The organism is Burkholderia sp. AU31624, assembly GCF_020420065.1.
Taxonomy (GTDB): domain Bacteria; phylum Pseudomonadota; class Gammaproteobacteria; order Burkholderiales; family Burkholderiaceae; genus Burkholderia.
In genome coordinates this window covers 280,292-298,455 of record NZ_JAIZRT010000005.1, presented here as the reverse complement: position 1 = coordinate 298,455, position 18,164 = coordinate 280,292, and the positions used below count along the sequence as shown (strand labels likewise).

Sequence of the window (18,164 nt, the reverse complement as noted above, 5' to 3'; positions counted from 1 at the left end):
GCGGTTCCGGCATGCGACGGGCGCCTTCGGGCGCCCGTTTTTTTTGTGCGAACGGCAGGCAGACGGAGACGCGTGAATCAGAACGATGCGCAGGCCGGCACGACCGTCATGCCGACCGATTGCTGGTGAAATCGCTGCATGTACGCTTGCCGGATCGCGGCAAGTCGCGCACGTGTCTCGGGCGTATCGTCGGCGATGATACGGATCACGAAGCTGTCTTCGCGCGTGATCCGGCCGCTTGTCTGGTCGCGCCACTGGCCGTGTGTGTCCCAGTAGGTGAGGCCGTCGGGGAAGCGTGGTGTGACCGTGTCGGCAAGGAATGCCGCGCGCTCCGCATCGGTGACGGGGCCGCGCCCCGTGACGTCGCGCCCGAACAGCAGGTCGGCCTGCAGCATGCGGTTTTCACCCGGCTGCGTGCAGGCCGACGGCGTGCCGACGACGGGCGACGGCGTTGCCGCGCAACCGGCGAGCAGGGCGACCGCCATGACGCAGGCGGCCAGCGGCCGCATCTGCCCATTTCGTGACGATCGACCTCCGCGCGCGCAAAACGCTGCGCGCTCAACCACTTGCGTGCTTGTCCGGCGGGTTATCAACAGGGCTGTCAACATAATCTGGGGATAACCCTAGGTTCGTCCACGCGTGCCCGATGTGGGGTTAGTGCTGCAGTGTCGCGTGCGCGAGATGCATGCCGAGTGTGGCGGGGTCGGTGTTGGTGCCCGATAGCAGCACGCCGACGCGCTTGCCCTGCAGCGTTTCGCGCAGCGGGCCGAGCAGGGCGGCCAGCGCAGCCGCGCACGCCGGTTCGACCGACAGTTTCAGCCGCGAGAACAGGAACAGCATCGCGGCCCGCAGCGCGTCGTCGGACACGGTGACGATGCGGTCGACGTGGCGCCGGCACAGCTGGTAGCTGTATTCCTCGGTATGCGGCGCCATCAGCGAATCGGCGATCGTCTGCATCGCGCTCATCTTGATCGTGTGATTTGCCGCGAAGCTGCGGCTCATCGCATCGGCGCCTTCCGGTTCGACGCCGTACACGTGCACACGCGGATTCGCGAGCCGCAGCGCGGTCGCCATGCCGGCCGCGAGCCCGCCGCCGCCGATCGGCACGATCACCGCGTCGAGGTCGGGCGTCTGGGTCGCCCATTCGTAGCCGAGCGTCGCGGTGCCGAGGATCGTGTGATAGCCGTTGAACGGATGGATGAAGAAGCGGCCTTCCTCGGCTTCGATCCGCCGGACCAGGTCGAATGCCTGCGATGCGCTGCCGGCCAGCACGACTTCCGCGCGGTACTGCTTGCACTGCGCGATGCGCGACGGGCTGGCGGTATGGAACATCACGACCTTGGCGCTGCTGCCGAGCCGCATCGCCGCGTACGCGACGGCCGCCGCGTGATTGCCGGCCGACACGCACGTGACGCCGGCGTTCCTGCGCGCCTCGTCGAGCGCGAGCAGGTGCGTGAATGCGCCGCGCGCCTTGAAGCTGCCGCTGACCTGCAGCAACTCGAACTTGAAGTTGACGTGCGTGCCTTCAAGCGATGGCAGGTCGGCGCGTTCGAACACGGGCGTGCGCGCGACCCACGGCGACAGCGCGAAATGCTGCGCGGCGATTTCGTCGAGCGTCGGGATCGGCTCGCCGTCGATCGTCGTATGGGCGGCGCCCTGTTGTTCAGTCGACATGACGTGGCGGGTGGCGAAGTGGGCCGGCCCGCACACGCGGGCCGGCGTGGCGGGGGGCAGTCAGTGCGCGTCGACCGACATGCTGCGGATGAACTTGCGCAGGAACTGTTCGCAGCCGGCGAGCTGCGCGAGCTCGACATATTCGTTCGGCTTGTGCGCCTGCTCGATGTTGCCGGGCCCGCACACGACGCTCGGGATGCCCGCGCGTTCGAACAAACCGGCTTCAGTGCCGTACGCGACCTTGCGCTTGTCCTGGTCCGCCGTCAGCGCGCGCACGAGCTGCGTGATCGCGGCCTGTTCGGTGGCGTCGAGGCCGGGCGCCGCGGCGATCTTCGAGAATTCGATCGCGGCATTCGGATGCTCGCGCAGCATCTGCGGCAGCAGTGTTTCCCGTGCATACGCTTCGATGCGCGTGAAGATCTGCTCGGGATCGAGCGTCGGCAGGTTGCGGAACTCGAAGTCGAACCGGCATTCGGCCGGCACCGTGTTGATCGCGTTGCCGCCCTGGATCGTGCTCGTCTGCGCGGTCGTGAACGGCACGTCGTACAGTTCGTCGAACGGGCCTTCGGCGCGAAAGCGCTCGGCGATGTCGCGGATATGGCAGATGAGGCGCGCCGCATACTCGATCGCGTTCAGCCCCTTCGGCGTCAGCGACGAATGCGCCGCGTGGCCGCGCACGCAGCAGCGGTACGCGTTGATGCCCTTGTGCGCGATGATCGGCCGCATGCTGGTCGGCTCGCCGACGATGCAGCCGGACGGCCGCACGCCGCGCTTGACCAGATCCGCAATCATCAGCGGCGCGCCGGCGCAGCCGATTTCCTCGTCGTAGGACAGCGCGAAATGGATCGGCTTCGCGAGCTTCGTCGCCTGCATCTCGGGCAGCAGCGCGAGCGCGGCGCCGATGAAGCCCTTCATGTCGCAGGTGCCGCGGCCGTACAGGCGGCCGTCGCGGATTTCCGGCGCGAACGGGTTGCTGTCCCATTGCTGGCCGTCGACCGGCACGACGTCGGTATGCCCCGACAGCACGATGCCGCCGTTCGTCGAGCCGTCGTGTGCGGGCACGGTGGCGAACAGGTTCGCCCAGCCTTCACGCGGATCGTGCGTGATCGTCGATGCGATGCCTTTCGCGGCGAGCGCGTCACGCACCGTTTCGATCAGGCCGAGGTTCGGCACGCGGCTCGTCGTGTCCATCGACACCAGTTGCTTGATCCAGGGCAGGCTGACGAGCGACGCGTCGCCCTGGGGTGCGGCGGACGGCGCTGTCGCGTCGAGAGTGGACATGGCAAAACTCCGTCTGATGAATGGGAAAATCATACTCAAAAACGCGACGGCCCGCCCGCATCGAGCGCAGTGCGGTGCAGCAACGCTGCATCTGCCGCCAGCGCATCAGCGCACCGCGGCAGCCGCTCCCTGCTTGGGTCCGAGCGCGCGCAGCGTTTCCTTGATCGTCGACACGCGGATCGCGAGATCGGGCGAGCGCGTCTCGATGCGCAGCTTGTCCTGGCCCGCGAGCTTGATGTGCCGGTGCTTCTGCACCATCTCGATGATCCGCATCGGATCGATCGGCGGATTCGGCTCGAACTGCAGCCCGATCGCCACCTCGCTCGCGTCGATCTTCACGATGCCGAGCGGCTTCGCGGCGATCCGCAGCCGGTGCGTCTCGACGAGCGCGTGCGCTTGCGGCGGCAGCTTGCCGAAGCGGTCGATCAGCTCTTCCTGGATGCCGTCGATCGCGTCGCCGTGCTCGCAGTTCGCGAGACGCTTGTACAGCGACAGCCGCTCCTGCACGTCCGCGCAGTAATCGGCCGGCAGGATCGCCGGCGCATGCAGGTTGATTTCCGTCGTCGCGGCGAGCGGGGCGGTGAGGTCGGGCTCCTTGCCGTTCTTCAGCGCCTTCACCGCGTCGTTCAGCATGTCCGTATAGAGCTGGAAGCCGATCTCGTGGATTTCGCCGGACTGCTTGTCGCCGAGCACTTCGCCGGTGCCGCGGATCTCGAGGTCGTGCATCGCGAGATAGAAGCCCGAGCCGAGTTCCTCCATCTGCTGGATCGCTTCCAGCCGGCGCTGCGCCTGCTTGGTCAGCGCCTGCGGATCGTGGACCAGCAGGTACGCATACGCCTGGTGGTGCGAGCGGCCGACGCGGCCGCGCAGCTGGTGAAGCTGCGCGAGGCCGAACTTGTCCGCGCGATGCATGATGATCGTGTTCGCGCTCGGCACGTCGATGCCGGTCTCGATGATGGTCGTGCACAGCAGCACGTTCGCGCGCTGCGCGACGAAATCGCGCATCACCCGTTCGAGCTCGCGCTCGTGCATCTGGCCGTGCGCGATCACGATGCGTGCCTCGGGCACGAGCGCCTCGAGCATCGCCTTGCGGTTCTCGATCGTCTCGACCTCGTTGTGCAGGAAGTACACCTGGCCGCCGCGCTTCAGTTCGCGCAGCATCGCCTCGCGGATCACGCTTTCCTCCTCGCGGCGCACGAAGGTCTTGATCGCGAGCCGCTTCTGCGGCGCGGTGGCGATGACCGAGAAATCGCGCAGCCCTTCGAGCGCCATCCCGAGCGTGCGCGGGATCGGCGTCGCGGTGAGCGTCAGCACGTCGACTTCCGCGCGCAGCGCTTTCAGCGCTTCCTTCTGGCGCACGCCGAAGCGGTGTTCCTCGTCGATGATCACGAGGCCGAGGCGCTTGAACTGCACGTCCGACGACAGCAGCTTGTGCGTGCCGATCACGATGTCGACGCTGCCTTCGTTGATCTGCGCGATCGCGGCGTTGACTTCCTTCGTGGTCTTGAAGCGCGACAGCTCGACGATCCGCACCGGCCAGTCCGCGAAGCGGTCGGCGAAGGTCTGCGTGTGCTGCTCGGCGAGCAGCGTGGTCGGCGACAGCAGCGCGACCTGCTTGCCGCCCAGCACCGCGATGAACGCGGCGCGCAGCGCCACCTCGGTCTTGCCGAAGCCGACGTCGCCGCACACGAGGCGGTCCATCGGCTTGCCGCTCGTCATGTCGCCGATCACGGCGGCAATGGCGGCCGCCTGGTCGGGCGTTTCCTCGAAGCCGAAGCTTTCGGCGAACTTCACGTAGTCGCGCGGATCGAGCGAGAACGCATGGCCTTCGCGGGCCGCGCGGCGCGCGTAGAGGTTCAGCAGCTCGGCTGCGGTATCGCGGATCTGCTGCGCGGCCTTGCGCTTCGCGCGCTCCCACTGGCCGGAGCCGAGCGCGTGCAGCGGCGCGCTGTCGGGATCGGCGCCGCTGTAGCGCGAAATCACGTGCAATTGCGCGACGGGCACGTAGAGCTTGCTGTCGCCCGAATATTCGAGATGCAGGAATTCGGTTTCGCCTTCGCCGAGATCCATCGACACGAGGCCCATGTAGCGGCCGATGCCGTGCTGCGCGTGGACGACCGGGTCGCCGACTTTCAGCTCCGACAGGTCGCGCACCATCGCGTCGACGTTGCTCGCCTGTTCCTGCCGGCGGCGGCCCGCGCGGCGGCCGAGCGCGCCGTACAGCTCGGTTTCGGTGACGACCGCGTAGCCTTCGCCCGGCACCGCGAAGCCGTTCGAGAGCGGCGCGACGCCGAGCGCGAAGCGTGCGTCGCTCTCGAGCCAGCCGGCGAAGTGGTCGTTCGACGCGGGGCGCAGATGGTGTTCGGCGAGCAGTTGCAGGATCGTCTCGCGGCGGCCGGCCGATTCGACGGTCAGCAGCACGCGCTTGCCCGACGATTCGACGAAGGTACGCAGCGACGCGAGCGGATCGTCGGCATGGCGGTCGACGGTCAGCTCGGGCAGCGCGGTCGCCCAGCCGCCGGCCGGCTGCGCGGGCAGCACGACGCGGGCGAACGGCTTCGCGAACGCGAAGAAATCCTCGTCGGACAGGAACAGGCGCTGCGGCTCGAGGATCGGCCGCTCGCGATCGTGCGCGAGGAACGCGTGGCGCTGCTTCGTGTCGGCCGTGAAGCGGCGGATCGACGCCTCGAGATCGCCGGTGAACACGAGGTGCGCATCCTGCGGCAGGTAGTGGAACAGCGTGGCGGTTTCGTCGAAGAACAGCGGCAGGTAGTACTCGATGCCGGCCGACGGCACGCCGTTGCCGATGTCCTTGTAGATCGGCGCGCGGCTCGGGTCGCCTTCGAAGGTTTCGCGCCAGCGGCTGCGGAAGGCCGTGCGCGCGGCTTCGTCGAACGGAAACTCGCGGCCGGGCAGGAGGCGCACGTCGCGCACCGGATACAGGCTGCGCTGCGTGTCCGGATCGAACGCGCGGATCGAGTCGACCTGGTCGTCGAACAGGTCGATCCGGTACGGCAGCGGCGAGCCCATCGGGTACAGGTCGATCAGCGAGCCGCGCACGCAGTATTCGCCGGGCCGCACGACCTGGCTCACGTGCTCGTAGCCGGCCAGCGTGAGCTGCGCCTTCAGCTTCGCCTCGTCGAGCCGCTCGCCCTGCGCGAATGCGAACGTGTACGCGGCCATGAACGACGCGGGCGGCATCCGGTACAGCGCGGTGGTCGCGGGCACGAGCAGGATGTCGCAGCGGCCCTCGCCGAGGTCGTGCAGCGTCGCCAGACGCTCGGACACGAGATCCTGGTGCGGCGAGAACGTGTCGTACGGCAGCGTTTCCCAGTCCGGCAGCAGGCGCACGCGCGCGTCGGGCGAGAAGTAGCGGATTTCCTGCGAGAGCCGCTGCGCGTCGACCGCGTTCGCGCAGATCACCGCGAGGAGCGGCACGTCCTGGCGGTTGTCGGCGAGATAACGGGCGATGGCGAGCGCGTCGGCGGAACCATGCGCGCCGTCGAAGGCGAAGCGCTGGCCGGGCTTGACGCGGGCAACGGGCGAGGCGGACGGGGTGGAAGCGTTATCTGGCATAGGGACGACAGGGGTGGCGTGCACGGGCGCATCGCGGTGCGCCGGTCGAGACGAAAGACCTATTATAAAATCCGCTTCTCGATTTCATCTTTCCGGCGTTTCCCTTCGTGACTCCCCGACTTTTCGCCCTGATTCCCTGTGCTGGCACCGGCAGCCGTTCCGGCTCGGCCGTGCCGAAGCAATACCGCACGCTGGCCGGCCGCGCGCTGCTGCACTACACGCTTGCCGCGTTCGACGCGTGCAGCGAATTCGCGCAGACGCTCGTCGTCCTCGCGCCCGACGATTCCCACTTCGACGCGCGCCGCTTCGCGGGCCTGCGCTTCGCGGTGCGCCGCTGCGGCGGCGGCTCGCGCCAGGCGTCGGTGCTGAACGGGCTGCTCGAACTGGCGGAATTCGGCGCGACCGACCACGACTGGGTGCTGGTGCATGACGCCGCGCGCCCGGGCATCACGCCGGAGCTGATTCGCACGCTCGTCGCGACGCTGAAGGACGATCCGGTCGGCGGCATCGTCGCGCTGCCGGTGGCCGATACGCTCAAGCGCGTGCCGGCCGGCGGCGACGCGATCGCGCGCACCGAGTCGCGCGACGCGCTGTGGCAGGCGCAGACGCCGCAGATGTTCCGCATCGGCATGCTGCGCGAGGCGATCCTGCGCGCGCAGCGCGAAGGGCACGACCTGACCGACGAGGCGAGCGCGATCGAATGGGCCGGCCATACGCCGCGCGTCGTGCAGGGCAGCCTGCGCAATTTCAAGGTCACGTACCCGGAAGATTTCGCGCTCGCGGAAGCGATCCTCGCGCGTTCCACGAACGCTTCCTGACTTTCACCCCCTCACAATCGGAATACGCATGGATTTCAGAATCGGACAAGGCTACGACGTGCACCAGCTCGTCGAGGGGCGCCCCCTCATCATCGGCGGCGTGACGATTCCGTACGAACGCGGCCTGCTCGGCCACTCGGACGCGGACGTGCTGCTGCACGCGATCACCGACGCGCTGTTCGGCGCGGCGGCGCTCGGCGACATCGGCCGCCACTTCTCCGACACGGACGCGGCGTTCAAGGGCGCCGACAGCCGCGTGCTGTTGCGCGAGTGCGCCGCACGCGTCAAGGCAGCCGGTTTCACGATCCAGAACGTCGACAGCACCGTGATCGCCCAGGCGCCGAAGCTGGCGCCGCATATCGACGGGATGCGCGCGAACATCGCGGCCGATCTCGGGCTGCCGCTCGAGCGCGTGAACGTGAAGGCGAAGACCAACGAGAAGCTCGGCTATCTCGGCCGCGGCGAAGGGATCGAGGCGCAGGCCGCCGCGCTCCTGGTGAAGCAGGGCGGCTGACGCCGGGTTGCGGCGCGCGGTTCGCCCGCCGCGCCGCGCTGTGGAAATGAAAAATGCCACGCGGGTGCGTGGCATTTTCGTTTGGAGCGGCGACCGGGCCGGCGCGGTTGCCGGCCGGGTGGTACAACCGCTTATTCGCCTTCTGCGGCGATCACTTGCGCGGCGGCGTTGATCACCGACGCGATACGGCCGACGTCGCGCAGCTGCGTGACGGTCATCCCTTGCTCGTTCTTCAGCAGCGCATAGTGGGACTTCACGCAGAAGTGGCACTTGCCGACGATCGACGCGGCGAGCGCGTACATCTCGAACTTGCGCTTGTCGACGCCACCGTGCGTCGCATACGCGCCCATCCGCAGCTCGGCGCGTTGCGTCTTCAGGTCGGCATCGTCGGCCATCTCGACATACGGATACCAGGTGTTGTTCATCCCCATCAGCGCGGCCGCCGTCAGCACGGCGTTCGTCTCTTCGGGCGACAGGACGCCGGCTTCGCGGATCGTCTTGATGAGCACCGTGCTCTTCGCCGCGATGGCCGCCGCCAGCGCGACGCCGACCGCGTCGGTGCCTTCGAGCGACGAGCGCGAGATCGTGCCGTCGAGGTTCAGGCGGATGTCCTTCGCGTAGTCGGGAATACGCGCCTTAATCGAATCGATGAATTCCATTGATATCTCCTATGGGTTGGCCGTTAAAAAAGCCCGCAGGCAGGACGTGCGCCGCGGGCTTCGTGCATCGATGCGCTTACAGCGTTGCGCCGCCGACTGCACGGTTGCACGGGCACAGTTCGTCCGTTTGCAGGCCGTCCAGAATCCGCAGGACTTCTTCCGGGCTGCGGCCGACGTTCAGGTTGTTCACCGAAACGTGCTGGATCGTGTTGTCCGGATCGACGATGAACGTTGCACGCAGGGCCACGCCGGCTTCCTTGTCGCGCACGCCGAGCTGGTCGATCAGCTCGCCCTTGACGTCACCGAACGAGTAGTGGTTCAGCTTGTCGAGGTCCTTGTGCTCACGGCGCCATGCGAGCTTGACGAATTCGTTGTCCGAGCTGCCGCCCAGCAGGATGGCATCGCGCTCTTCGAACTGCTTCGTGAGCTTCGCGAATTCGACGATTTCCGTCGGGCACACGAACGTGAAATCCTTCGGATAGAAGTAGATGATCTTCCACTTGCCCGGGAACGACGCTTCGGTGACGGTCTCGAACGCCGACTGGCCGTTTTCCTCGTGATTATTGAAGCCCGGCTTCGCGGCTACGACGGTGAAAGCTTCGAGTTTATCGCCCACGGTTTTCATGCGGATACTCCTGTATGAGTTGGGAAGAAGACTGAGTCAAGCTACCTCGGTGCTGCAACGATGATGTGACAGCATGGGCAAAACTATAACACTATTAGTTAGGCGCTTCAATAGATTTTGACTAACGAACATCATAGCTTTTTTCAACCGGATCGATAGTGTGCAGCGCAAGAAGCGTGCGCGAGCGCGTCACGCAGTCGCACGCGCCTTGCCGGCGCCGGGGAATTCGAGCGTGACTTCGAGGCCCGCCTCCGGGTTGCGGTTGCGCAGCCGCAGCGCGCCGCGATAGCGGCCGACGAGACGCAGCACGATCGCCATCCCGAGGCCCGTGCCGTCCGCCTTGGTGCGGGCGGTGTCCACGCGGTAGAACGGCCGCATCACGAGCGGCAACTGATCCTCGGGGATGCCGGGGCCTTCGTCGCTCACCGACAGCTCGACGCGCGCGTGCGACACGCGTGTCTCGAGCGTGATGCGCGACACGCCGTCCTGCTTGCTCTGGCCGTACTTGCGCGCGTTCTCGACGAGGTTGCCGATCACGCGACGCATGTCGGTCTCGTCGGCTTCGATCACCGCGCTCGGCGCGAGCCGCGTGCGGATCTCGACGCCATCCTCGCCCGACACGCGGGCGGCGACTTCCTGCGCGATCGACGACAGATCGACCGGCTCCGGCTTGCGTTGCGACGGGCGAGCGTAGTCGATGAAGGCCGCGATGATGCGATCCATCTGCTCGATGTCGTCGACCATCGCGTCCTTGGTCGCCTGGTCGGACGGGCTCATTTCGGTTTCGAGCCGCAGCCGCGCGAGCGGGGTGCGCAGGTCGTGCGAGATGCCCGCGAGCATCAGCGCGCGGTCGGCCTCGAGCTGTTCGAGGTCGCGCACCATCTGGTTGAAGCTGCGATTGGTCTCGGCCGCGACGCCCATTCCGCGCTCGGGCAGCAGCTCGGGTGTCTGGCCCGAGCCGATCTGCCGCGCGGCGAGCGCGAGCCGCGAGAACGGCCGGTTCACCAGGCTGGTGATGAACGCGGAGCCGAACAGCGACAACGCGAGCGCGAACAGCCCCCAGCCGGCCCACTGCAGGCCCGTGACGTTGTCGAGCTGGTCGCGGTCGAGCGCGACCCAGTAATCGTCGTCATCGATCTTGAAGCTGATCCACACGCCGGGAATGTCGTTGACCGACTGGGCGATCACGGTATCGTCGCCGAGGCGGCTGCGGATGTCGTGTTCGATCAGGCGGTTCAGCGACTCATCGGGCTGCAGCTTGAACTTGTCCGTCTTCTCGCGCGGGTAAACGCGCACGCCCTCGTTGCTCTCGAGGTCCTGCAGCAGCGCACGCCGCAAATCGGGATCGGAATAGAGCAGGGCGGTGCGCGTGAGCTTCACGATCGCGACGAGCTGGAGAGCCACGCGCTGCGCACGCGGCTCGCGCTCGATCACGCGAAAGCTCTGGAACCACGCGGCGAGACTGACCGAGATCAGCAGCGCGATCAGCAGGAAGGTGCGCCAGAACAGCCCGCCGAACGCGAGCTGCAGGAGGCGCCGGTCGATACGCATGGGACGGGCCGAGGGCGGGCGAAACCGGAAAGGAAAAAGATCAGGCGGCGCCGTCCGGGATGAACACGTAGCCGAGGCCCCAGACGGTCTGGATGAAGCGCGGGCTGCCCGGATCCGGTTCGATCAGCTTGCGCAGGCGCGAGATCTGCACGTCGAGGCTGCGGTCGAACACTTCGTATTCACGGCCGCGTGCGAGCTCCATCAGCTTTTCGCGCGACAGCGGCTGGCGCGGATGACGCGCGAACACCTTCAGCACCGAGAATTCGCCGGTGGTGAGCGGAATTTCCTGGCCGGACTTCGTCAGCGTGCGCGTGGCGAGATTCAGCGAGAACTCGCCGAACTCGAACACCTCGGTGGTTTCCGACGGCGCGCCCGGCAGTTCGGCCGGCGCCTGGCGGCGCAGCACCGCATGAATGCGCGCCACGAGTTCGCGCGGGTTGAACGGCTTCGGCAGGTAATCGTCGGCGCCCATCTCGAGGCCGACGATGCGATCCACATCCTCGCCCTTCGCGGTGAGCATGATGATCGGCGTGCGGTCGTTGCTGCCGCGCAGGCGGCGGCAGATCGACAGGCCATCTTCGCCCGGGAGCATCAGGTCGAGCACGAGCAGGTCGAAACGCTCGCGTACCCAGAGCTTGTTCATTGCAGTCGCGTTTTCCGCGACGTAGACATTGAAACCCTGCTCGCCGAGATAGCGGCGCAGCAGATCGCGCAGGCGCGGGTCGTCGTCGACGACGAGAATCTTGGAGGGGTTTTTCGTTTCCATGATCGGCATCTTATCGCGAATGGGAATTGACGCACGGCCGTGAATTTTCGTGCGTTACAGTCGGTTACAAAATTTACCCGTAGTGTCGCGCCGAGTAAAGGCAGGCTATAGAGATTCCTTTACTCGAAGCCGAAATTCGGTAGATACTCCCCTGCACTCCATCATTCATCTTTGCACACCCGAATTCCGCAGGGTTTTTCAAGTACCAGAGGTAGCCGGTTGCCGCGTGACGAAGGGAACAAATCGACCAAAGAAGCGAGGACGGTCATGCGATCTGCCCGGATTGCACTGATGCTGACGATCGCGCTCGCCGGTCCGTATGCGTCGAACTTCGCGTATGCGCAGCGCCCCGAGCAGGGCGCATCGTCGCGCAAGCTGCCGCGCGGCAAAGCGCCGCAGTCCGATCGTACCGCCGAGATGACGGTTCGTTCCGCCGTGCCTCCCGATCTCGAACAGCGCCGCCGCGACGGGCACATGACGCCCGAGGAACGCCACCTTTTGCGCCAGCACATCGAGGACGCCGTTCGCGAGCTGTACAAGCGCTGACACGCCGTCTTTCTCCCTGCGCGGAATTCACCGCGCGGAAAAGTTTCGTAGCAATTTTTCCGTCAACTTTCGCCTGCCGATTGCCGTTGTACCGGCATCCGCACCGCCGGTGCGCTCCGGGAGTCCATGACGATGAAAGCGAACGCTGCCGCACCGGCGCCGTCGCCCGCCATGCAGTCGCCGCTCGACGCCGACGATGCATTGTTTTTCCTGAGTCGTACCGGTTTTTCTCCCGCGCCCGCCGATGTCGCGCGCGTCGTCGGCATGACGCGCGCGCAAGTCGTGGCCGACACGCTCGGCAACGTTCGCCGCGATCCCGTCACGACCTGGCCCGACTGGATCGCCGAGTTGCCGCCGACGCGCGCGCAGCGCCAGGCGCTGACGCCCGACATGCGGCGCGACGAGCAGCGCGAGCGCAACGTTCGGTACGATGCGCTGCGCGCGGCGTGGGTCAACGAGATGATCGTCACGCCGTCGCCGCTCACCGAACGCATGACGCTGTTCTGGCACGGGCACTTCACGTCGGGGCAGGACAAGGTGCCTTACCCGCAGACGATGGCGGTGCAGAACGCGCTGTTTCGCCGCGAGGCGCTCGGCAACTTCGGCGTGCTGCTGCATGCGGTCGCGAAGGATCCGGCGATGCTGCAGTACCTCGACGGCGCGAGCAATCGCAAGGGGCGCCCGAACGAAAATTTCGCGCGCGAGGTGATGGAGCTGTTCACGCTCGGCGAAGGGCATTACACGCAATACGACGTGACCGAAGCCGCGCGCGCGATGACGGGCTGGACGGTCGATCCCGATACGTATCGCTTCGAGGTTCGGCCGGATCTGCACGACGCCGGCGACAAGACGATCCTCGGCGAAACCGGGCCGTTCGATGGCGACGGCTTTCTCGACATCCTGCTGAAGCGGCCCGGTACCGCGCGTTTCATCGCCGCCAAGCTGTGGCGCGAGTTCGTGTCGGATACGCCCGATCCGGGCGCGCTCGATGCGGTGGCCGAACGGTTTCGTTCGAGCGGCTACGACATTCGCGCGACGCTCGCCGCGCTGTGGTCGACCGACGCCTTCTGGGATCCTCGCAATCGCGGCGTGCTCGTCAAGTCGCCCGTGGAGTTCGTCGTCGGGTCGGTGCGGCTGTTCGACGTGTCATACGGCGATCCGCAGATGCTCGCGAACACCGTGCGCACGCTCGGGCAGAACCTGTTCTATCCGCCGAACGTGAAGGGCTGGCCGGGCGGCGCGTTGTGGATCAACAGCGCCACGCTGCTCGCGCGCAAGCAGTTCGTCGAGCAACTGTTCCGCGCGACGGAGACGGCCGGCATGCACCCGCCGGCGCATGCGATGGTGCCGCCGCCGAATGCCCGCGCGCATGCGATGCCGGCGGTCGAGACGGCGTCCGCTGCCGGCATGCACGGAACACCTGCCAAGCCCGCGCGCGCCGGCCTGCGATTCGACCTCGAACGCTGGCTGGCGCAATATCGCGCGCGGCCGCAGGCGATCGCCGGTTTGTCGACCGAGCTTCAACTGCAACATGCGGTGCTGCAACTGTCGCCGGTCGCGGCGATCGACACGGATTCGACCGGCAGCGCGTATCTCGAGGCGCTGCTGATGGATCCGGCCTATCAACTGAAATGATTCGAACGACGATGAAGCGGGGAGCCGGTGCGGCAAACGTGTCGGACGGTGAACCAAAGGATGCGCGATGAACCGACGTGATTTTCTGACGCTGACGGGCGCCGCGGCCGCGGCCGGCGTGTCGATGTGGCAGGCGCCTGCGATGGCGGCTTCCGTGGCGCAGGCGGGGCGCCCATCGGCGGCCGGGTACACGAACGTGCTGATCCTCGTCGAGCTGAAGGGGGGCAACGACGGCCTCAACACGGTGGTGCCGTATGCGGACCCGCTGTATTACCAGTTCCGCCGCAGCATCGGCATCAAGCGCGAGCAGGTGCTGCAACTCGACGCACACACGGGGCTGCATCCGTCGCTCGCGCCGTTGATGCCGCTGTGGCGCGACGGGCAGGTCGCGGTCGTGCAGGGCGTCGGCTATCCGCAGCCGAACCTGTCGCATTTCCGCTCGATCGAGATCTGGGATACCGCGTCGCGCTCGGATCAATATCTGCACGAAGGCTGGCTGACGCGCACGTTCGCGCAGGCGCCCGTGCCGCCCGGTTTCGCCGCCGACGGCGTCGTGCTCGGCAGTGCCGAGATGGGGCCGCTCTCGAACGGTGCGCGTGCGATCGCGCTCGTCAATCCCGCGCAGTTCATTCGTGCGGCCCGGCTTGCCGAGCCGTCGTCGCTGCGTGAACAGAACCCCGCGCTCGCCCACATCATCGACGTCGAGAACGACATCGTGAAGGCGGCCGACCGGCTGCGTCCGCGTGGTGGGATGCGTGAATTCAAGACTGCCTTTCCGGCCGGCGCGTTCGGCACGTCGGTCAAGACCGCGATGCAGGTGCTGGCCGCGTGCGAAGCGTCCGGGCCGGGCGCGCAGGATGGCGTCGCGGTGCTGCGCTTGACGCTCAACGGCTTCGATACGCACCAGAACCAGCCGGGGCAGCAGGCCGCGCTGCTCAAGCAGTTCGCGGAAGGGATGAGCGCGATGCGCGGCGCGTTGATCGAACTGGGGCGCTGGCACCAGACGCTCGTAATGACGTATGCGGAATTCGGGCGGCGCGTGCGCGAGAACCAGAGTAACGGTACCGATCACGGCACGGCCGCGCCGCATTTCGTGATGGGCGGCCGCGTGGCCGGCGGGCTGTACGGTGCGCCGCCGGCGCTCGGGCGGCTCGACGGCAACGGCAACCTGCCGGTCGCGGTCGATTTCCGCCAGCTCTACGCGACCGTGCTCGGGCCATGGTGGGGGCTCGATGCCACCCGCGTGCTGCAGCAGCGCTTCGATACGCTGCCGTTGTTGAAGGCGTGAGGCGTGAGGCGTGAGGATCAGCGACGGCGCGCGGTGCGCCACGCGATCCACAGCTTGCGGATCGGCGTCAGCGCGATGCGCTGATGCAGCACCTGGTATCCGTCGCGCGCGATTTCGTCGAGCAGCGCGCCGGCCAGTGCGATCTGCGCGCGCAGCGTGCGCTGGGCGCGGCGTTCGGATGCCGGGATCGCCGCTTCGGCGGCCACGAGTGCTTCGCGCGCGCGGGCCGTCTGGAATTGCAGCAATTCGGTGAAGGCCGGGCTGTAGCGGCGGTTCAGTAGATCGGCCGCGGTCACGTTGTAGCGCTGCAGTTCGTCGATCGGCAGATAGATGCGGCCGTGGCGTGCATCGTTGCCGAGATCCTGCACGAACTGCGCGAGCATCAGCGCGCGGCCGGCATCCGCGGCCCACGGTTGCGGGTCCGCCGGGTTTGGCGAACTTGCGCGCGCGACCAGCGACGCGAAGGTGCCGCCGACCTGTGCGATATAGCGCTGCAGGTTCGCCAGATCGAGGTAGCGCGCCTGTTCGAGATCCATCCCGTAACCGTTGACGAGCGTGCGCAATGCATCGGCCTCGGCGGCGATCGCCGGATGATGCTGCGCGAGCGCCTTCGTGACCGGGTGCGACGGCTGCCCGTCGGCCAGCGCCGCGAGTTCCTTGTGCCACCACGCGAGCTTCGTGTGTCCGACGGTCGGGTCGCTGGTTTCCTTGACGGTTTCCTCGAGTTCGCGGCGCAGCGCGAACAGCGCGGTCAGGCGCGGCTGCGTGGCGCGCGGTGCCTGGCGCAGCGCGTAGTAGACGCTGGAGCCCGCAGGGGCGGCCTTTTGCTGACAGTAGTCGTCGAAGTTCACGGGCGGAATCGTGTGGGGGGCGGGGTTCGGGGGACGCGCGGCGGCGCGGTGCCGAAACGTCGAGCGCGGCATTCTAGCACCGCTGCACGACGGGTGCCGGCAGGGGCGAGACAAGCCCGCGCGGATCGGGTAGAATCTCGCGCTCGCCTGATCGGGCGTGCCGGTTACAAACCAACCGGTGCGATGTCCCGGGCGCGTGGTCACGCATCTTTCGTGCCGCGTGGTCAGGCGACAGAAATGCGCGTGAGTGGCGAAATTGGTAGACGCACCAGGTTTAGGTCCTGACGCCCGCAAGGGTGTGCCGGTTCGAGTCCGGCCTCACGCACCAGAAGTCGAATGCGCCTCAATCAGGGGCCGTTCACCCAAAAGCGCTGTCGGTCGATTGACCGCAGCGCTTTTTTGTTGATGTCGGTGCTGCTCCCGGTATGCGAGCCGGGCAAGCGGTGCGCGAATATTCGTGCCGCGTGTAATATTGTGTTCGCTTCACCTATAAGAAACACAATCACGCCGAGGACCAACGATGAAAAACGTACGCATTCCGATTTCCGTACTGGCGCTGATGCTGGTCGCGCCGGCATTTGCCAATACGCCTGCCGAGAACATTGCGTGGAGCGCCAAGCCCGTGCAGACGGGGGCATCGTCGTCGCCGTCGGCGTGCACTGCGTATTCGGGGCGCGTGATGTCGAGCGGCGAGACGTTCTCGACGGAAAACGTGCTGAAAGCAGTCGGCACGTCGCTGGCCGGCGCCGCGCTGGGCGCGGTCGCAGGGGGATATCAGGGCGCAGCCCCCAATCCGTGTGCGCGCCCGGGCCTGTGACCGGCCCGCGAGCGAACCGCGGGAATTCCCGCTTCATCTGAAACAAGCCAGACACGCAGCGCCGCGCGTCGCCCGACCCGCGGCGCTGCGTCATTTGACGCGCACCTATTCCCAGAAGCTCCGGATCGCGACCGCCACGATCACCGGCACCGAGAACACCAGCGGGATCGCGAAATATTGCGCTTCGCGATCGACGACCCAGCTATAGATCACCCACGCCGCGCCGATCGCGAACGTGATGAGGCCGACCGTCACGGCGGCGATGTTCAGGACCAGCTTCGAAGGCTGGCGGCGCGTCTTGGCATCGTCATTGTGATCGCGCGGGGACGATTTCATCGGAAGAGTGCGGCTTCGGGCCGGAAGGGGGTAAAAGCACAGGAAACCCCATCCGCTCCGATCGCGCAAGAGGGCCGGTACTGGCCGGCCTTCGTCGGGTCCGCCGGCGCGCGCTACAACCCGAACGACGTAGCCAGTTCGTCGAGCAATTCGCGCTGGAACGCGACGAACCGCGCGCCGGGCTGCTGCGCGATCGCGAGGTCGAGCATCGGATCGGCGACGTCGGTGCGAACATCCGCCAGCGCCTCGACGATCGCGAGCCCGCAGAACGGCACGTACGCCTCCGAATAGCCGCCTTCGTGCACGATCACGAGCCGCCCGCCGCAATGGCGTTGCGCGGCCTCCTTCACCGCCCGCGTCATGAACCGGTAGCTGTCGGTATGCAACTGCATGCGCGCGAGCGGATCGACCGCGCTTGCGTCGAGGCCGCTCGCGACGATGATCAGCTCGGGCCGGAAACGCTCCAGCGCCGGCAGCACGATTCGTTCGAACGCGTAGCGATACGCATCGTCGCCACTGCCCGCGAGCAGCGGCACGTTCAGATTTGCACCGATACCCGCGCCTTCGCCGCAATCGTCCGCGCCGCCGTAGCCGGGCGGGAAGCAGCGATCCTGGTGCAGCGAGATCGTCAGCGTGTCCGGATCGTCGTAGTAGATCGACTGCGTGCCGTTGCCGTGGTGCACGTCCCAGTCGATCACCGCGACGCGCTCGATGCCGTGTTTCGCGCGGGCGGCCTCGATCGCGATCGGAATGTTCGCCAGCAGGCAGAAGCCCATCGGGCGGTCGCGCAGGCAGTGATGGCCGGGCGGCCGCGACAGCGAGAAGGCGTTTGCCGCACGTTCGCCGAGGACCGTATCGACGGCCGCGATCGCGAGTCCGGCCGACAGCGCAGCGATCTCGTAGCTGCCCTTGCCGAACGGCGCGAGATCGCCGAGGTCGCCGCCGTTCGCGTCGCTGAGTGCGCGGAACGCGTCGAGATAGTGTGCGGGATGAATGCGCAGCAGGTCGGCGGTCGAGGCCGGCTCGGCGCCGCGCAGGTCGAGCTGCGCGGCCAGGCCCGAGGCCTGCACGAGCGACAGGAAGCGGCGTTTCGAATCGGGCGATTCCGCGTAGCCCGCGCTCGCCGGTGGCTGGACCCAGCCGCCGACCGGGAAGAACAGCGCGTGCGTGCCGCCGGTGTGCCAGAAAGTGCGTTCGTCGGTGAAGAAGGCAGTGCGATTCATGGAT

The 18,164-nt window shown here is 67.0% G+C and carries 17 protein-coding genes and 1 tRNA gene; 7 read left to right on the top strand and 11 right to left on the bottom strand.

Going from position 1 to position 18,164, the window contains the following annotated elements:
• Positions 1-77: 77 nt before the first annotated feature.
• The 4 genes from LGM89_RS20415 to mfd all read right to left on the bottom strand — a co-directional run bounded on the left by LGM89_RS20415 (position 78) and on the right by mfd (position 6,531).
• Positions 78-509 (bottom strand): DUF3574 domain-containing protein, encoded by a 432-nt coding sequence (locus LGM89_RS20415; protein WP_226273753.1) that lies wholly within the window; start codon positions 507-509, stop codon positions 78-80.
• Positions 510-654: 145 nt separating this feature from the next.
• A complete protein-coding gene (locus LGM89_RS20410) occupies positions 655-1,674 on the bottom strand; it encodes a threonine/serine dehydratase (RefSeq protein WP_089495060.1) in 1,020 nt (339 codons plus the stop codon).
• Between the two features lie 60 nt (positions 1,675-1,734).
• Positions 1,735-2,955, bottom strand: coding sequence for an acetylornithine deacetylase (gene argE, locus LGM89_RS20405; RefSeq protein WP_226273752.1), 1,221 nt, complete (start codon positions 2,953-2,955; stop codon positions 1,735-1,737).
• A gap of 105 nt (positions 2,956-3,060) precedes the next feature.
• On the bottom strand, positions 3,061-6,531 hold the full coding sequence (gene mfd / locus LGM89_RS20400; protein ID WP_089495058.1) for a transcription-repair coupling factor: 3,471 nt from the start codon (positions 6,529-6,531) through the stop codon (positions 3,061-3,063).
• 107 nt (positions 6,532-6,638) lie between these two features.
• On the opposite strand from mfd, the gene ispD reads away from it, so the two are divergent.
• Together ispD and ispF are read left to right on the top strand one after the other, a co-directional pair.
• Entirely contained in the window at positions 6,639-7,349 is a 711-nt protein-coding gene (gene ispD / locus LGM89_RS20395) for a 2-C-methyl-D-erythritol 4-phosphate cytidylyltransferase (RefSeq protein ID WP_011352390.1), read from the top strand.
• A 28-nt stretch (positions 7,350-7,377) separates the two neighbouring features.
• Complete coding sequence (ispF, locus tag LGM89_RS20390; RefSeq protein ID WP_226206875.1) at positions 7,378-7,863, top strand: 2-C-methyl-D-erythritol 2,4-cyclodiphosphate synthase; 486 nt, start codon at positions 7,378-7,380, stop codon at positions 7,861-7,863.
• A gap of 131 nt (positions 7,864-7,994) precedes the next feature.
• Here ispF and LGM89_RS20385 read toward each other — a convergent pair whose 3' ends face one another.
• The 4 genes from LGM89_RS20385 to ompR form a co-directional block, all read right to left on the bottom strand.
• A complete protein-coding gene (locus tag LGM89_RS20385) occupies positions 7,995-8,522 on the bottom strand; it encodes a carboxymuconolactone decarboxylase family protein (RefSeq protein WP_011352388.1) in 528 nt (175 codons plus the stop codon).
• A gap of 76 nt (positions 8,523-8,598) precedes the next feature.
• Positions 8,599-9,147, bottom strand: a complete 549-nt coding sequence (locus LGM89_RS20380; RefSeq protein ID WP_034181176.1) for a peroxiredoxin — start codon at positions 9,145-9,147, stop codon at positions 8,599-8,601.
• Between the two features lie 189 nt (positions 9,148-9,336).
• Complete coding sequence (locus LGM89_RS20375) at positions 9,337-10,698, bottom strand: ATP-binding protein (RefSeq protein ID WP_089445825.1); 1,362 nt, start codon at positions 10,696-10,698, stop codon at positions 9,337-9,339.
• Between the two features lie 40 nt (positions 10,699-10,738).
• Complete coding sequence (gene ompR / locus LGM89_RS20370) at positions 10,739-11,473, bottom strand: two-component system response regulator OmpR (protein ID WP_006478565.1); 735 nt, start codon at positions 11,471-11,473, stop codon at positions 10,739-10,741.
• A gap of 258 nt (positions 11,474-11,731) precedes the next feature.
• Here ompR and LGM89_RS20365 point away from each other — a divergent pair, with 258 nt between their 5' ends.
• The 3 genes from LGM89_RS20365 to LGM89_RS20355 all read left to right on the top strand — a co-directional run bounded on the left by LGM89_RS20365 (position 11,732) and on the right by LGM89_RS20355 (position 14,933).
• The gene (locus LGM89_RS20365; RefSeq protein ID WP_011352385.1) at positions 11,732-12,010 is read left to right on the top strand and encodes a hypothetical protein; all 279 of its coding nucleotides are present in this window, start codon (positions 11,732-11,734) and stop codon (positions 12,008-12,010) included.
• Positions 12,011-12,142: 132 nt separating this feature from the next.
• Entirely contained in the window at positions 12,143-13,645 is a 1,503-nt protein-coding gene (locus tag LGM89_RS20360; RefSeq protein WP_226273751.1) for a DUF1800 domain-containing protein, read from the top strand.
• A 67-nt stretch (positions 13,646-13,712) separates the two neighbouring features.
• Entirely contained in the window at positions 13,713-14,933 is a 1,221-nt protein-coding gene (locus LGM89_RS20355) for a DUF1501 domain-containing protein (protein WP_089495056.1), read from the top strand.
• 17 nt (positions 14,934-14,950) lie between these two features.
• Here the strand turns inward: LGM89_RS20355 and hpnD are convergent, their stop codons facing one another.
• Complete coding sequence (hpnD, locus tag LGM89_RS20350) at positions 14,951-15,784, bottom strand: presqualene diphosphate synthase HpnD (protein ID WP_226273750.1); 834 nt, start codon at positions 15,782-15,784, stop codon at positions 14,951-14,953.
• 241 nt (positions 15,785-16,025) lie between these two features.
• Here hpnD and LGM89_RS20345 point away from each other — a divergent pair.
• Both LGM89_RS20345 and LGM89_RS20340 read left to right on the top strand, forming a co-directional pair.
• Positions 16,026-16,112, top strand: a tRNA-Leu gene (locus LGM89_RS20345).
• Positions 16,113-16,304: 192 nt separating this feature from the next.
• Positions 16,305-16,601 carry a hypothetical protein gene (locus LGM89_RS20340; protein ID WP_089495054.1) on the top strand — a complete coding sequence of 99 codons (297 nt, stop codon included), beginning with the start codon at positions 16,305-16,307 and terminating at the stop codon, positions 16,599-16,601.
• 105 nt (positions 16,602-16,706) lie between these two features.
• On the opposite strand, the gene LGM89_RS20335 is transcribed toward LGM89_RS20340, so the two are convergent.
• On the bottom strand, positions 16,707-16,937 hold the full coding sequence (locus tag LGM89_RS20335; protein ID WP_089440309.1) for a hypothetical protein: 231 nt from the start codon (positions 16,935-16,937) through the stop codon (positions 16,707-16,709).
• A 113-nt stretch (positions 16,938-17,050) separates the two neighbouring features.
• Positions 17,051-18,160 (bottom strand): class II histone deacetylase, encoded by a 1,110-nt coding sequence (locus tag LGM89_RS20330; protein ID WP_226273749.1) that lies wholly within the window; start codon positions 18,158-18,160, stop codon positions 17,051-17,053.
• Positions 18,161-18,164: the final 4 nt, after the last annotated feature.